The sequence below is a fragment of the Dapis brunnea BLCC-M229 genome, assembly GCF_050015995.1.
Lineage (GTDB): Bacteria > Cyanobacteriota > Cyanobacteriia > Cyanobacteriales > Microcoleaceae > Trichodesmium.
In genome coordinates this window covers 1-15,920 of sequence record NZ_JBNHEP010000255.1, presented here as the reverse complement: position 1 = coordinate 15,920, position 15,920 = coordinate 1, and the positions used below count along the sequence as shown (strand labels likewise).

16 protein-coding genes are annotated in these 15,920 nt (G+C 35.5%); 7 read left to right on the top strand and 9 right to left on the bottom strand.

The genetic code is table 11. The features are described from left to right. Positions 1-304: 304 nt before the first annotated feature. The 5 genes from rsmH to queG all read left to right on the top strand — a co-directional run bounded on the left by rsmH (position 305) and on the right by queG (position 6,531). Complete coding sequence (rsmH, locus tag ACP6PM_RS29675) at positions 305-1,156, top strand: 16S rRNA (cytosine(1402)-N(4))-methyltransferase RsmH (protein WP_426590475.1); 852 nt, start codon at positions 305-307, stop codon at positions 1,154-1,156. A 353-nt stretch (positions 1,157-1,509) separates the two neighbouring features. Next, entirely contained in the window at positions 1,510-3,174 is a 1,665-nt protein-coding gene (locus tag ACP6PM_RS29670; protein WP_426590474.1) for a SpoIIE family protein phosphatase, read from the top strand. A 4-nt stretch (positions 3,175-3,178) separates the two neighbouring features. Next, entirely contained in the window at positions 3,179-3,604 is a 426-nt protein-coding gene (locus ACP6PM_RS29665) for an ATP-binding protein (protein ID WP_426590473.1), read from the top strand. A 1,294-nt stretch (positions 3,605-4,898) separates the two neighbouring features. Then, entirely contained in the window at positions 4,899-5,294 is a 396-nt protein-coding gene (locus tag ACP6PM_RS29660; RefSeq protein ID WP_426590472.1) for a hypothetical protein, read from the top strand. A gap of 310 nt (positions 5,295-5,604) precedes the next feature. Further along, the gene (gene queG, locus ACP6PM_RS29655) at positions 5,605-6,531 is read left to right on the top strand and encodes a tRNA epoxyqueuosine(34) reductase QueG (protein WP_426590471.1); all 927 of its coding nucleotides are present in this window, start codon (positions 5,605-5,607) and stop codon (positions 6,529-6,531) included. A 61-nt stretch (positions 6,532-6,592) separates the two neighbouring features. Here the strand turns inward: queG and ACP6PM_RS29650 are convergent, their stop codons facing one another. Continuing rightward, on the bottom strand, positions 6,593-6,727 hold the full coding sequence (locus tag ACP6PM_RS29650) for a hypothetical protein (protein ID WP_426590470.1): 135 nt from the start codon (positions 6,725-6,727) through the stop codon (positions 6,593-6,595). Positions 6,728-7,069: 342 nt separating this feature from the next. Between ACP6PM_RS29650 and ACP6PM_RS29645 the strand changes: the two genes are divergently transcribed. After that, positions 7,070-7,699, top strand: coding sequence for an HAD-IA family hydrolase (locus tag ACP6PM_RS29645; protein ID WP_426590469.1), 630 nt, complete (start codon positions 7,070-7,072; stop codon positions 7,697-7,699). 326 nt (positions 7,700-8,025) lie between these two features. Then, the gene (locus ACP6PM_RS29640; RefSeq protein WP_426590468.1) at positions 8,026-8,844 is read left to right on the top strand and encodes an inositol monophosphatase family protein; all 819 of its coding nucleotides are present in this window, start codon (positions 8,026-8,028) and stop codon (positions 8,842-8,844) included. 16 nt (positions 8,845-8,860) lie between these two features. Here the strand turns inward: ACP6PM_RS29640 and ACP6PM_RS29635 are convergent, their stop codons facing one another. From ACP6PM_RS29635 to ACP6PM_RS29600, 8 genes are all read right to left on the bottom strand, one after another. After that, positions 8,861-9,037, bottom strand: coding sequence for a PIN domain-containing protein (locus ACP6PM_RS29635; RefSeq protein WP_293108849.1), 177 nt, complete (start codon positions 9,035-9,037; stop codon positions 8,861-8,863). A 3-nt stretch (positions 9,038-9,040) separates the two neighbouring features. Beyond that, positions 9,041-9,268 carry a PIN domain-containing protein gene (locus ACP6PM_RS29630; RefSeq protein ID WP_426590467.1) on the bottom strand — a complete coding sequence of 76 codons (228 nt, stop codon included), beginning with the start codon at positions 9,266-9,268 and terminating at the stop codon, positions 9,041-9,043. 5 nt (positions 9,269-9,273) lie between these two features. Beyond that, positions 9,274-9,648, bottom strand: coding sequence for a hypothetical protein (locus ACP6PM_RS29625; RefSeq protein ID WP_426590466.1), 375 nt, complete (start codon positions 9,646-9,648; stop codon positions 9,274-9,276). 41 nt (positions 9,649-9,689) lie between these two features. Continuing rightward, positions 9,690-9,893 (bottom strand): PIN domain-containing protein, encoded by a 204-nt coding sequence (locus ACP6PM_RS29620; RefSeq protein WP_426590478.1) that lies wholly within the window; start codon positions 9,891-9,893, stop codon positions 9,690-9,692. Between the two features lie 231 nt (positions 9,894-10,124). Next, positions 10,125-10,772 carry a fumarylacetoacetate hydrolase family protein gene (locus ACP6PM_RS29615; protein WP_426590465.1) on the bottom strand — a complete coding sequence of 216 codons (648 nt, stop codon included), beginning with the start codon at positions 10,770-10,772 and terminating at the stop codon, positions 10,125-10,127. Between the two features lie 675 nt (positions 10,773-11,447). Further along, positions 11,448-11,783 (bottom strand): hypothetical protein, encoded by a 336-nt coding sequence (locus tag ACP6PM_RS29610; protein ID WP_426590464.1) that lies wholly within the window; start codon positions 11,781-11,783, stop codon positions 11,448-11,450. 347 nt (positions 11,784-12,130) lie between these two features. Further along, a complete protein-coding gene (gene tkt / locus ACP6PM_RS29605; RefSeq protein ID WP_426590463.1) occupies positions 12,131-14,149 on the bottom strand; it encodes a transketolase in 2,019 nt (672 codons plus the stop codon). Between the two features lie 115 nt (positions 14,150-14,264). Continuing rightward, entirely contained in the window at positions 14,265-15,491 is a 1,227-nt protein-coding gene (locus ACP6PM_RS29600; RefSeq protein ID WP_426590462.1) for an RNA-guided endonuclease InsQ/TnpB family protein, read from the bottom strand. Positions 15,492-15,920: the final 429 nt, after the last annotated feature.

The following is a 15,920-nucleotide window of genomic DNA, read 5'->3' as shown; positions in this document are numbered from 1 at the left end:
AAAACACTAAATACAGGGTTCAAAAACTATAACGTTATAGATATGTAGTGTTTATCCCTCAAAAATGCCTCAGTTCTCTTCTGGCAGAAGTCACAAATAGATAATGGGAAATTGATCGGAGATTTTCCCAAAGAATTTACCAAAAATTTTTCACCTCAGACTGAGATAAAAACACTAAATACAGGGTTCAAAAACTATAACGTTATAGATATGTAGTGTTTATTCCTCAAAAATACCTAAGTTCTGTTACTTTTACTTTAGCAAGAAATATAGAAGTCTAATATAATATTAATTTTTGATCTTAATGAACCATGTACCAGTTTTAAGTAATGAATTAATTTCAGGTTTAGCTATCTGTCCAGGGGGTATCTACTTAGATACAACATTGGGATATGGTGGCCATAGTCAGTTGATTTTAGCTGCTGCTCCAGATGTTAAAGTAGTAGCTATCGATCAAGATGAACAAGCGATCGCCTATTGTCAAACCTCATTGGCCTATTACAGCTCTAATATCCAATTTTGGCATGGCAATTTTGCTGATTATCAACCGGAAAATATCGAGTTTGATGGTATAATCGCAGACTTAGGTATAAGTTCTGTACAGTTGGATACCCCAGAACGTGGCTTTAGTTTCCGGTATAGTGCTCAATTAGATATGCGGATGAACCAGCAACAAACTATAACAGCAGCCGAAATAGTGAATCACTCGGAAGAAGCCAAGTTAGCAAATATTTTTTATACTTATGGAGAAGAGCGTCTATCTAGACGTATTGCTAGAAGAATAGTAGAACTTCGTCCTTTTCAAACCACAACGGAGTTGGCAGAAGCGATCGCCCACTGTGTACCCCGGAAATACCGTTATGGTAGAATACATCCAGCTACTCGTGTTTTTCAAGCTCTCAGAATAGAAGTAAATCAGGAACTTTCTAGCCTAGAAAGTTTTCTTAAGAATGCTCCAAACTGGCTAAAAACTAGGGGTAGAATAGGAATTATTAGCTTTCATAGTTTAGAAGACCGCTTAGTCAAACATGGTTTTAGAGACTCATCCGTTTTACAGGTGTTGACAAAAAAACCCATCCAGCCTCAAGATAATGAAATATCAATGAATCCACGGGCACGTTCTGCTAAACTAAGATTAGCAGAAAAGTTGCTCTAGGTGTAGATAGGGGAATTTCCACAAAATATACATCGAAAAACTAAATAGCTAAATCTTACTTTTATTGCTGATAATCAAGATTATTATTTACAAGATAGATTAGGGTTAAAATAATCAAATCGATCTATCAAAACTACATTGATTAAAGATTACAATTTTATGTAAAGTCAGAAATATACTAAAATTTAGTTCCTTACATAAGGCTAATGACCAGAAAAAATGATACCCAAATTTATCAAAGTTTACAGCTATTATAATTATTTGGTAAAGCAAAAATATTTTGTTATAAAATACTCTAACGGCCAATATGAGAGTTTGAGAACTAAAAATTTTTCTGGGAGCCAAATTATAGCATGAGTCGGGGAGATAGGAAACTGAAATTGATGGTAGTCGATGACGAACCAGACAACCTAGATTTGTTGTACAGGACGTTTCGACGGGACTTTAAGGTATATAAAGCAGATAGCGCCTTCACTGCAATGGACGTTTTAGAAGCGGAAGGAGAAATGGCGCTGATTATCTCTGACCAAAGAATGCCAGAAATGAATGGTACAGAATTTTTGGGCAAAACCTTAGAAAGATTTCCAGATACAGTTCGGATTCTACTTACAGGCTACACAGACGTAGAAGATTTAGTAGAAGCAATCAACTCAGGTAAAGTATTTAAGTATATTACAAAACCCTGGAATCCAGAAGAACTAAAAGTAGTAGTCAAACAAGCCTCAGAAACCTACAAAGTAGTGAAGCAACGCACTAATGCTTTGACTCTTGCTCTGCGACGAGAGTCTATTTTGAATGAGGTGATGAGTGCAATTAGAGAATCATTGGATTACTCTAGTATGTTATCCACAATAGTTCAGACAGTGGGACGAACTTTTGCGGCTACAGAAGGTAGGTTATGGCCAGCAGAAGGCGATCACCTTATGTCTGAATCTTTTTCTTATCAACAGTCTGAAAATTCTCAAAACGACTTCCCGATCGCTCAAGAACTATTATTACAGGTACTACAAAATCGCCAAACCTACTTTAAAGAAGGTTCAGATCAAAATAGTTGTAAATTAATAGTCCCTCTGATTTACCAGCAAGATTTACTAGCAGTTTTAGCCCTGAATCAAGAAAATAGTAGTAACTTCTGGTCTGCTGAAGATGTCAATCTTATAGAAAGTGTATTAGAGCAGGGAGCCTTGGCATTATCCCAAGCTCAACTATATCAAAAGACTAGGGAACTTGCTGAACAAATGCGTAATGAGCTAGAAGTAGCTCGTCAGATACAAAGCAACTTATTACGTCAAAGTTGGCCCGACTTTGAAACAGTGAAGATACAAGGTTGTTGCTATCCTGCTAGAGAAGTAGGAGGTGATTTCTTTGAAGTTTATACTCACTCCCAAGGAGAAATCTGGTTAGCATTAGGAGATGTTTCTGGTAAGGGAGTACCTGCTGCCTTATTTATGGCTAGTGCTATTTCTGTAATGAGACGAGAACTTTCTCAAGAAAATCCCCCAGACCCCTACGAAGTAATGCAAAATCTTAATACTAGTCTTTCAGATGATTTAATTAGTAATAATTGCTTCATTACAATGGTCTTGGCTCGCTACACACCAGAAACCGGATTATTAGCTTATGCTAATGCTGGCCATATATATCCTTTGGTCTGGTCTAAAACCGCACTGCTAGCTGCTGGAAACAAAGCTTCCGAGGAAGTCAAACCAAATTTCCTCAAAGAGCGTGGTATTCCCCTAGGAATATTACCAATATGGAAAGGCAAAGCAGGTACTATAGACTTGGATTCAGGAGATGTATTCCTGCTCACAAGTGATGGCATCACTGAAGCTAGAGTAGTTCAAGAGTCTAATGATGGTGGGCAACCAGTTCGTGTAATGCTGCAACAAGAAGGTTTATGGAAACTCCTACAGGAGCATAAAAACCAACTAGATCTAAATAGCTTATTGGCTTATATCCGAGCTGATAATCAAGTTCAGGAAGATGACCAAACTATACTTTCTCTGGAGGTTCTGTGAATTTATGAAAACTGAGCTTCAGGTGCCAAGCAACCTCAATTTTTTAACTATTGTCGAACATTGGTTATTAAGCAGTTTAGAAGTAGAGCTAGGAGAACATATTGATTGGCCTCGTCAATCCAACCGTTTACGCTTGGTACTGGCGGAAGCTTATTCAAACGTGATTCGTCATGCTCATAAAGACCAGCCTCACTTACCAGTGCTAATACGCTTAGAAATTAAAGATCGTGATATTGCTTTGGAAATTTGGGACTATGGTCAAGGTTATCATACAGGGAATTATAATCCACCAACACCAGAAGCTAAACAAGAAAGTGGTTATGGATGGTTAATTATGAATAGATTAATGGATCGTGTAGACTATAGTTTGCAAATAGATGGTAGAAACTGTCTAAAGTTGGAAGCAAGTATGCCAGAAAAAGTTCAATAATGCACTTGGCTGATGATAATTGATTGAATTTTAACAAGGTTAGTATATTGCTAATGGACTTACAACCTTGCCTGCATACTTCTGACTATAAGGGTTGAGTCACCAAACCCTCACTCACAATAGCTTTACTGTTGAATAGACTTAGAACTTTGACGTCCTCCCGACGTCGCGCAACTGTGACAACGCTGGATTTATAGACTTAATCTTAATATAGGTAACTAATCCAACTGCTCCCCTACAAACTGCCATAGTGACTGACTTAACCGACCATAGCAAATTTTCGGCAAAAAAGCAATCTTTATCTCAACGTTGGTTGAAGACCCGCGCTCTCCTGAGGGTGGGAGCGGAGTGATGGGAAAACCAATCAATCTTGCGGTTTTCCCAATAGTCTACATATTTTAGATATTTTAGATAAAATCAGGCTGCTGGGCTAGCAGTGTCTAGGGGAGCCGTTGGATTGGCGAAGTACTGTGGAGCGTCCCTTTAGACCAGAAAGAGGCTCGACCGATTAGGCAGGTGCATTGTTAGCGCAGCTCCTCTGTAAAGAGGGAGCAGAAAGCCCATTACAGCGATAGTTAGGAATCCCGCATTGTCGCAGGGGTGCAACGTCGGGATGATGTTAATGGCATTGTTTATTGACCTAATCATCAAAACCAAAAGTATTTTAGCATTTATGCTACAGGATACCCGCGTAATACCAATTCCCAAAAGCATTGCTATACTTAGGTCGCACTTCAGTTATTAAGTAATTAACACAGGGGAAATTACTTTTTTGCTCTTTATTAGCCCAGTTAATGTTTATTATTCTTATGTTTATTCCTCCCTACACGGACCACACTCCCCACACTTCGCCGCCCGATCGGGTATAGCATTCTTTTTGAGAAATGGTATAACACTATTTGAACATCCTGGAAAACTTCTGGCAACTTTCAAACTTAATTTTTATGTTTAATACCAAGGGTGAAAAAAGGATATTATCTCATGTTCGGTTGAATTAAATAACGAGGGAAAATTCAGGAGTCAGGTAGAGGAGCTGTCAGATTCAACTTACAGGAGTCAGGAGTGAGAAGAAGGGGGAAAAAAGAGGGTATAATACTGCATCCTGACTTCTGACTTATGACTACTCAAAATCGCCTAACTATTTGGAACAAATATTAATCAAATTTGGTATAATATAACCCCCATATTTTTGTAGTAGTTAATAATTTTTGTTAAGTTAAGTTGCAACTACAGGATACTCTACAAGAAAATAAAAATAAGTTTTTTCAAGAAAAATATATTTTCAGTTAGTTATATGAATAAGTTTTTTCCTTTAACACCTCGCTACCGTCTAGATGATCAGTCTCCTTGGTTAAAAGGAATTGATCCTACCCGCAATTATTGGATTCAAATTAATGGAGAAAAAACACTAACAGCCGTGATTCCTGGTTTAGTAGTTTCTTCTATAGATGAATTTAAACAAAATATCCAAAAATTTCAAGCCTTAGAATCAGGGGCACATATCAAAATAGAGAGAGCTTTAGAAAGCTGCTATATCTGCTGCATTAGTCAAAACTGCTATGCTGTTGAATGCTATTTCAATGGCTTATTAGTATGCCATACATTTGACAAAGAAACTTTAGAGAGCTTGTTAATGACAAGTCATCCTGACTGGAAATGCACTCCTAAAGATGTTAAACTAGGACAATGAATGTTAAATCGTTCCTTAAAAATATCCCCAAAAGCTTCAAATTAAAATATTTACTTTATAAAAATTTTAAGAGGCTAATTTTGTTGCTATACTTAGGTTTTATGAGTTATTTCTTAGCAAAGCATAAATTGCACAAGAGCATAGGTTAAATAACAGTTTTAGCTAGGTTGATGAATCAGATATAAATCAAACTTAGACTGTATTAATTAAGTTGTAAATCATACATAAAAAAGACGACTATTCTTATACATTCTATAGACATTTATCTATAGAATGTCGAGGAAATTGCTGTCTAAAATAAATCAGATCAATGAAATCCCCTATTAGTAGTAGTCAAATCAAACAAAAAGCCCTAGAATTAGGATTTAATAAGGTTGGGATAGCTTCAGCTAATGAATTCGGCTCGGAAATAAATAGATTACAAAGGTGGTTGAATAAGGGTTATCAGGCAGATTTAGAATGGATGACTAATCCCAAACGTCAAGATTTGAAGGGAGTTATGCCAGAGGTAGAGTCTTTTATTTGTGTGGCACTCAACTATTACACGCCACATCAACACTCTGAAAATAGTGAGATTGGTAAAATTTCTCGCTATGGGTGGGGTAGGGATTATCATAAAGTGGTGCATAAGAAGTTAAAAGCTCTGGCCAACTGGCTGCAAGAGCAAGAAAAGGAGATTTTAACCCGCTATTATGTAGATACTGGCCCTATTATGGAAAAAGCATTGGCGGAACGAGCTGGATTAGGTTGGATAGCAAAAAATGGTAATCTGATTACTAGAGAATATGGTTCATGGGTATTTTTGGGGGAAGTGCTGACTAACCTAGAGTTGACAAGCGATCGCCCCCATACTGAACATTGTGGTAGTTGTACTCGTTGTCTGGAAGCTTGTCCGACTAATGCAATTGTAGAATCTTTTGTTGTTGATGCAAATCTTTGTATCGCTTATCATACAATTGAAAATAGAAATCCAGAGCTCCCTACACATATTAAGTCAAATTTAAAAGGGTGGGTTGCAGGTTGTGATATTTGCCAAGATGTTTGTCCTTGGAATCAAAGATTTGCTCAAGAGACAAATGTTGATGAGTTTCAACCCTACCCTGATAATTTAGCACCTCAGTTAACAGGACTAGCAAAGATATCAGAAGAAGATTGGAATAGGCAGTTTCCCGCCTCTGCATTGCGACGCATTAAACCGGAAATGCTGCAACGAAATGCTCGTGCTAATCTTCAATAAGTGTGAAAATTCAAAATTATCCGCAGAGGGTGACTGATATTATTTATCTGTAACAATGTGCTTAATAATTCTTACCCAGACCTAAATTTGGTAGTCCTGCATGGTAATGGTGAGGATATATATTTTTTAATTTCTTCCACACTCCCCATCTCCCCATCTCCCCATCTCCCCACACTCCCGGTGCTTCCTTTACCATTACTATGCACCACCACCAAATTAATTATCAATCAAAATGAAGTGAGGCGATGCTACCTTACCACTTTATCTAAAATCTAAAAACTGTTGCGCAATAGTTGAATTAATTATCAACTAAGATAAAATCATACCATTTATCTGTAAAAATACCAATTTCCATAAATAATGCTATACTTCCTCAAAACTTCAGTTATTAAGTAATGAGAAATATCTACCCAAGTTTGAGTTTTTTCCTCCTTGCTTTCAAGTATTCTTCCTCTTGGTTTACCTGTACTTTATAATAGTTATGTTATCGGACTTGATATGATAGAATTAAACACCAATTAGCGGTTATTATTTAATAATGATAAAAATAGTTATTTTTGATTTTGATGGTACATTAGCAGATACTTTCGATCTGATTTTTGCTATCACAAATCGTCTATCAGTTGAATTTGGATATAAACAAGCCAAGAAAGAAGAAATCCCAGAAATTGAAAAGTTAAGTCCGCTAGAACTTATTAACCAGTCAGGAATATCTATTTTTAAAGTACCTTTTTTGCTGAGAAGAATTAGAGCTGAATTTAAACAAGAAATTAATGATGTAGAATTATTTGCTGGTATTAAAGAGGCTTTATTAGGACTCCAATATCAAGGTTATAAAATAGGAATAATTACTTCTAATACTCAAGAAAATGTAGAATATGTTTTACAAAAACATGATTTGTTGATTTTTGATTTTATCACTTCAGGGACAACACTTTTTGGCAAGCATAGAGTCATCAAAAAATATTTAAAATCAGAGAATATTCAGCCAGAAGAAATGGTTTATGTTGGAGATGAAACTAGGGATATTAATGCTGCTAAAAAAGCTAAAGTTAAGGCAATAGCTGTGACTTGGGGTTTTAATTCTAGAGAAGCTTTATCTGAATATCAGCCAGATGCGTTGGTTGAGCAACCGCAAGAATTAATTGAAGTAATTAATAAGTTTTGAAGTAAGCATAATATGGATCAACAGATGATTTAGTTGCAGTAATAAATTTTTCCAAATCCAGTCGAGTAAAGATAATTATAATTTTCACCAAATAAAAATATAGAAACCGGGTTTGTATTAAATACCTCATCATACTAACATCTACCTCTCATAAACCTAGTTTCTTATAATACTTCCATTGCAAGCAGATTTGATATAACTCATAGTTTGAAAAATCTAAAAATTCAAGATTTGTAATTAAAGTAATTATTTAGGTTTACTGCTAGGTTGATTAATAATTCTCTCAACAAATTTTATCCAAAAAACAAGCGGGATCAAAAAATAAAATGACAGACTTCTGGAACCAAGTTTTAAACTTTGCAGAAACAACTACTTTTAGAGTAGGAAATCAACTATTAAAAGACTTTGGTAATGTCAAAGCAGACGAAAAAGCTGATGGTAGTTTAGTTACTAAATCTGATAAATGGGCAGATAGAGAAATTAGAGAAGCGATCGCCTCTACTTTTCCTACCCACGGAATATTAACAGAGGAAAGTCAACAGATATTTCCTAGTAATGAATGGTGTTGGATTATCGATCCTTTAGATGCGACAACAAACTTTGCTAAAGGTATGCCAATTTGGGGAACTTGTATGGGATTATTGTATAGAGGTACTCCTATATTTGGTTATGTAAATTTGCCACCATTACGTCAATCTTATTATGGTTTTTATTATCAGGAAAATCAAACTTATTTAAGTAATCCACCTATTACTAGAGCATTTTTAAATCATCAACAAATTCAACCAATTAAAGACAGAATTACTGGTAATCATTTATTTAATCTTTGCTCTCGAAGTACAAAAGTTTTACCGCAACTTCCAACAAAAATTAGAATGATAGGAATGGCAAGTTATAACTTTTTACTTGTCGCTTCTGGCGCATCTATTGGTGGGGTTGAAGCTACACCGAGAATTTGGGATATTTCTGCATCTTGGGTAATTGCAAAAGCCGCAGGAGCAATTTGGATACCAATAGGATCGGAAGATATTTTTCCTTTAAAAATAGGTAAGGATTATTTGAGTCATCCCTTTCCTACTTTAGTTGTGGGAAACGAAGAATTAGTTCCCTATTTTTTGCCTATAGTTGAACCTTTAAGAAAATAATGTAAACAGTAAAACTCTATTCTATCTCTAACCAATTCTCTAAATTTATTTCTTCAACTCTTGACATATCAGAATCATTAGAAACCAGAGTTAAATTATGAATAATTGCCGTTGCTGCAATTAGTATATCAGCATCTTGAATAGGTCTTCCTTTCCTTCTCAAATCTATGTGAATTTCTGCTGCTTTCTCGATAATTTACAAATTGTCTAAGAATAAAATTGTGACTTCTTGACAAAATTTACTAAACTTTGAGAGTTGCCTAGTAGCATTAACATACAATAATCCTCTTTTAATTTCATAATAGGTAATGCAACTGATAAATAGATATTCTTCCAAAAATTTAACCTGCTTAAATTTCTTAGTTGCTATTTGATTCTGTTTCAAAATTGCAGTAACTAAATTTGTATCTAGTAGATAACTCACCCTTTTTATTTCCCTTCTACTACTGCATTAAACGTTTTTATTTGCTCTGGGGTAAAATTATCAAATATTGTAGATAATAGTTCTATTGACATTACTCCTCTAACTTTCTTTATGAGTCGTTCATCATCTAGAGATATTACCATTTGAGGTGACACTTGATCTAATAATATTGACATTACTCCTCTAACTTTCTTTATGAGTCGTTCATCATCTAGAGATATTACCATTTGAGGTGACACTTGATCTAATAATGTCGAGAAACTCTGAATAAGTTTATTTTTATCTAATTCTTGATAAATATTTTCCCTTTCCATTACTTGGTCAATTGTTTCTGAAATTCTTTTAATCGCTGTATTTTTTTCTACAGAAGTTTGAGTCATAATCTCCTCCTAGAAATTGAACTTAATTAAATGGTAACTATCTATTCTATCTCTAACCAATTCTCTAAATTTATTCCCTCAACTATTGACATATCAGAATCATTATAAACCAGAGTTAAATTATGAATAATTGCCGTTGCTGCAATGAGTATATCAGCATCTTGAATCGGTCTTCCTTTCCTTCTCAAATATATGTGGATTTCTGTTGCTTTTTCAATAACTTCTAAATTGTCTAAGAATAAAATTGTAACTTTTGCAAATTTACTAGAATAGATTGTTTTATAGAAAAAAATGATAATAAAAACGGCTTCTACTGACTACTGACTATTGACTATTGACTACTAGAAACAGTCCAAATATTTGTAGCAAAAATTTATAAAATTGGTATAAGTCCTGATAAAAAGACTCAGGAAGCGATCGCAAATAATCAATTATGCTAGTGCTTTTACCTGTGTGAGAAAGTTAAGAGATGAGTTTCATGTTCTGAGAATCTCAGCTTCTGCAATAGCTTCCCCATTCAGAAAAGCAACTAAATAGTCATGATTTTTGAGTGGTCCAACATTCGCTGGAGTACCAGTTAAAACAATATCCCCAGAACGTAGTGGTATATGCTGACTAATGAAAGTAATCAAATCGGGAATTGAAAATACCATTTGTTTAGTAGAACCTTGTTGGCGAACTTCACCGTTTACTTCAAGTTTGATTTCCAGTTCTTCTATTTCTTTGCTGTCATTCAACTGACGGAATTTTGACAACGGACAAGCGTTTACAAAACTTTTTGCTAAATCCCAAGGATACTTTTTAGTCCTCAGTTCGTTTTGCTTATCACGAAGAGTTAAATCTAAAGCAATACCAACACAACTAAGTGCCTCCAAAACCCGATCTTGGTTTGCCTGATACAAGTCATTGCCAAGTTGTATTGCAATCTCAGTTTCATAATCGCATCGTCCTAAATTATCAGGTATAAATATCTTTCCTTCAAATGGAACAATGCAGGCTGTCGATTTTGTGAAAATTATAGGCTCTTTGGGTACTGGATTGTTTAGTTCTTTGGCATGGTCAACATAATTACGACCTACACAATAAATTGAACCAATTGTTTTTAGTATATTAGAAGAACTCATTACGCAATTAGTTTTGGAGCAGATAGTTTACTATTAATGACGTCTAAGTTAAGTCGGCACAAAAAAACTCATTTCATAAATCCCAAATGGGTTCTATTTAGTGCCGATTATTTGTCCTACTGGTCTGTCAATTTTGAAATGATGGGTTGAGATAAGACAAGGAAGGAAAGTAGACAACACAGAAAATCTAATAGCTTATCCCTCAAATCAATCTTGACAGACCACTACGCACTGTTATTTTTACTCTATATCCTTCCTTTTTGCAACAAAGCAACTGAAAGTTATAAATATTTGAGCGATCAGTGCTAAGGTTTTGGTTGTGACAAATTGGTTTATAAATCTAAAAAGCGCTTTAGAAAAAAAGGCGTTGGTGAATAAAGGTATGAAAATAAAAATTGAACAATCTCAAATATTTGTTATTCAATAGTTTAGGAATTACCAAAAAATACAAATTATACCCTAATTTACCAACGCCAAAAAATTAAATCAATTGCCTGATATTTCTCTCATTGTTAGTAATAAGTTTAGCAACGCTTGGTGTATTAACAAAAAAATGTACGAGCCTGCTATTATAAAATAAATTTAAAAGGCTCTCTATTTCTAGAGAACCTCTTTAATTATAATTGATAATCAAGTCAATAAAAACAAAATCGACTTATGCTTTAGTTTGAACTATTAGGCTCCAATAGCATTTTTTAGTATTAATTTAAGTTCTAATGAAATTGGTAATCTATCAATTTCTCTACCTAGATTTGATAAACGTTCACCATTGGATTTTCTCTGTAAATAAACTCCTTTCAATAAAGCTTCTAACCCATACTTTGTCAGTGAATCTGATGCAAGTCCAATTATTCCCAAAAATACAATACCACCAATCATTCCACCCGGTCCTAACATTGCTAATGCTGCTGTAATTGCTGCAGCACCAGTAAAACCTGTCGTTGCCATTGCAATTAAAAGTATCACACCAGGTAATCCTACACCTGCTATCTTTCTTACAGCTTCATCCATAACTATTTTTCCTTTTTACCATGTAAGTTTTTTCCTAATACAATAATAACTATATAAATCGTTTCTCAGTAATAGTAAAATCACGGAAAATCAACTTATTTTTTATTAATAAAAACAAGAATCAATCCTGAAAAATACTGAAGGGAATTGCTATAAAAATTTAAAAGGTTCCCTATCTCTAGAGAACCTCTTAATTATAATTGATATTTTGAGATAGCTAATAGGCAAATATAGCACTACACACTAAAATTAAGACAACTATAAAACTTTAAAGCTTATTATCTGTAAAGTTTTAACTCTAGCTGAGTGCTGAGTGCTAAATGCTGAATGCTTACCCACCATCAAAACTAACCCAATACTTCTCTAGCTTTAGCTACAATGTTATCAACAGTGAAACCATACTTCTCCAAAACAACACCGCCAGGAGCAGAAGCACCAAAAGTATCAACACTCAAAGTCGCGCCTTCATCAGTCACATAACGATGCCAACCAAAACTAACGCCTGCTTCCACTGCCAAACGCTTCTTCACAGACGCAGGGAATACAGACTCCTTATAAGTTGCATCTTGCTCTTCAAATAATTCCCAACATGGCATAGAAACCACTCGCACTTTCTTACCTTCAGTACGAAGTTTTTCTGCAGCATCAACACATTGGTAAGTTTCGCCACCAGTACCAATTAAGATAATATCTGGAGTACCATCGCCATCACTAATAATATAAGCACCTTTAGCAACCCCATCAATGGAACTACCAGCTAAATTAGGCAAACCTTGACGAGATAATGCTAACAAAGTAGGTTGAGGATGAGCTGCTTTAGCCTTTTCTACTGCAACCTTGTATGCACCAGAAGTTTCATTACCATCAGCAGGACGCATCACAAGTAATTGTGGAATCAAACGTAAAGATGCAATATGTTCAACTGGTTGGTGAGTCGGTCCGTCTTCACCCAAAGCGATCGAGTCGTGAGTCATTACCCAAATAACACCAGCTTCAGCTAAAGCAGATAAACGGATAGAGTTCCGCATATAATCTGTGAACACTAAGAAAGTCGCACCATAAGGAATTAAACCGGAACCATGGAGAGCAATACCATTACAAATAGCTCCCATTCCATGTTCCCGCACACCAAAACGCATATTCCGGTTTTGATATTGACCTTTTTGGAAATCTCCTAAACCTTTCAGTAAAGTTTTATTAGAAGGAGCTAAGTCAGCAGAACCACCAATTAACTCTGGTAAAACACCAGCTATAGCATTAAGTGTTGCACCAGACTGGTTACGAGTAGCATCCTTCTTGCTTTCAGGAGTATATTTAGGTAGCGCATCCGCCCAACCTTCAGGTAATTTGCCACTTACCATTCTTTCCAAAGTAGCTGCATCTTCAGGATACTTAGACTTATAGTCAGAGAATAACTTATCCCATTCTTCCTGATATTTTGCACCCCGGTCAACTGCCTTACGGAAATGACTCAAAGCATCCGCAGGAACTTCAAACTCTGGATATTCCCAACCAAGATTTTTCCGAGTAGCTGCTACCTCATCCGGTCCGAGTGCTGCACCGTGAACATCGTGAGTATCAGCTTTATTAGGAGAACCATAACCGATCAGAGTAGTAACTTTGATCATGGAAGGTTTGTCAGTAACCGCTTTTGCTTTTTCAATAGCTTCAGCGATCGCGTCTAAGCCAGTATTACCATCAGTAACGTGCTGAACGTGCCAACCATAAGCTTCAAAACGCTTACTTACATCTTCAGTAAAGGAAATGTCAGTATGACCATCAATAGAAATATGGTTATCATCATAGAAAGCAATTAACTTACCTAAACCCCAATGTCCAGCTAGGGAAGCAGCTTCACCAGAAATACCTTCCATGTTACAACCATCACCCATAATCACATAAGTGTAATGGTCAATTAGGTTACAGTCTGGCTTATTGAAAGTAGCAGCTAAATGAGCTTCAGCAGCAGCTAATCCTACAGCATTAGCAATACCCTGTCCTAGTGGCCCAGTAGTAACCTCAATACCTTCAGTGATGTGATTTTCTGGGTGGCCAGGAGTTTTAGAATCCCACTGACGGAATTGTTTAATTTCCTCCATAGGTACACTGTCAAATCCTGTGAGGTGCATGAGAGCGTACAGTAACATACAACCGTGGCCAGCCGATAGAACAAAGCGATCGCGGTTTAACCATTTAGGATTTTTGGGATTAAAGCGCATGAACTTATCCCAGAGGACAAAGGCCATTGGTGCTGCACCCATGGGTAGTCCGGGGTGGCCAGAGTTAGCCTTTTGAACTGCATCAATTGCTAAGAAGCGGATTGAGTTAATACAAAGTTCTTCGAGTGATTGAGTTGCAACAACCATAGTTATCGTTTCTATATAGTTAATTGAATGTGTGAATGCCGGAGCCGATCGGCCAGATATGGAATTATTCTCAGGCCATATAGTTCATAAAAATATAGTCAAATATCACATATCCTTATTTTGCAGGTGTTATCCTGACTGGGTGAACTACAACACCCTCTATCCCATAGTCAAAGGCATTTGGGACTGCTTTTTTCATAATGTTCAAAGAACCGTTCACATCAGCATTAATTAATCCTTTGCTGGCGGTACGATACAAACCTCTTTTTATTCTTTTTCCTGAAAAGGTGACTTGATTTTTCTCACTTTTGTTGTAAACAGGTATCAAATCATTATCTATAAAGCTTGCTTTTGAGGTATAAGATTCTTCTGTAAGAATTACATTTATCCCTACCATTTGTGCTTTATAAGATAACATTTCTATTAACCTGTTATAGGGAACAGATACAAAGTTTTGATTATTTTTTTTACCTAAATTTATCTTCTGTTTCCACTCTTGATTGTGCCCTATTATCAATGTTCCTATTTTCTGATTAATTAGAGTATCAATAATCAAACGAGACGCTTTATGAAGATAATCGTTGATTTTAAATTCTCTTTTATTGCAAAGCTTTTTCAGTCTCTTACTCGATCTATTTTCCTGGAGTTTAGATTGTAGGCAGCTTTTAATTTTGTTATAGTATTGATTGATAGATTTTAACGGTCTGCCATTTATCAAGAGCGGTTTGATTCCGGCTTGATTAAAAGTTAATGTAGCTAAATTGTTTAATCCTATATCAATACTTGCGCAACGTTTTTTTTCTAGCTCGTATTGTTTTTCGCATTTCTCATAAATGACCTCTATTACATAATGGTTAAGTCTAGGGACGAGACGAACTTGTTTGATTTGTGAAGTAGGTACTAATGTTTTTAGATAAATTCCTGTCTTACTAGGATTAATAATTCCTTGTTTTAATTGTTTTTTGCTAATGGCTTGTGTCGTATAAACTACAATATTTCTTCCTGTTATTTTATTTTTATATCTAGGAAGGCGAGGGCGAGCATTAAACTTCGATGGGTTCTGTTTATAAACGTCGTTTGCTGCTAAAAAACTTTTCCAGTTTCTATCTAGTATCATCAAGATTTGTTGAGAGACTTTAGCTGGAATTGCTTGATAGTCTGATTGAGTAGAGAGTGTTTTTTGCAGGTCATAATAGTGACGATAATTACTTTCAAAGATGAAAGATTGACGAACTAAATAATTAGCATAGTTATAAAGATTTTTCGACAAGAAACAAAGTCTGTCAATTTCATCATAAAACCGATGATTTGTCTGAATAATATGCCTCTCAACTAATTTCATAAACCAAGGAGTTAGAATTATATTAGGATTCGAGCAGTTCGGATTTTTTCTGATTATTTAGTCTGGAAATCTCAGCCAATTTCATTATACTATTAAACAGATGGTCGATATTTATTAAATTTTGTCAAATATTTAGTAGCTCTTTTGTACAAATCAACTAAGATATTTGACATAATTTGACTATATCTGACTATATTTAGTGCTTGTTGAATCAATCTAAAAGCATTGACAGATAAAGGTTTCAGTCTTTTTAAGTATCAAAAAGTCCGAGGTTTTAGGTGGTAATGGCTCAAAAATGAGCGGATTTTAGTCAAGAGTTGAGCAGAAAAATCAAGGGACAATTTTTCCGAATACCTCCTCGCTCCCAGACCATTTCTCCTGTCTCCTGTCTCCTGTCTCCTGTCTCCTGTCTCCTGTCTCCTGTCTCCT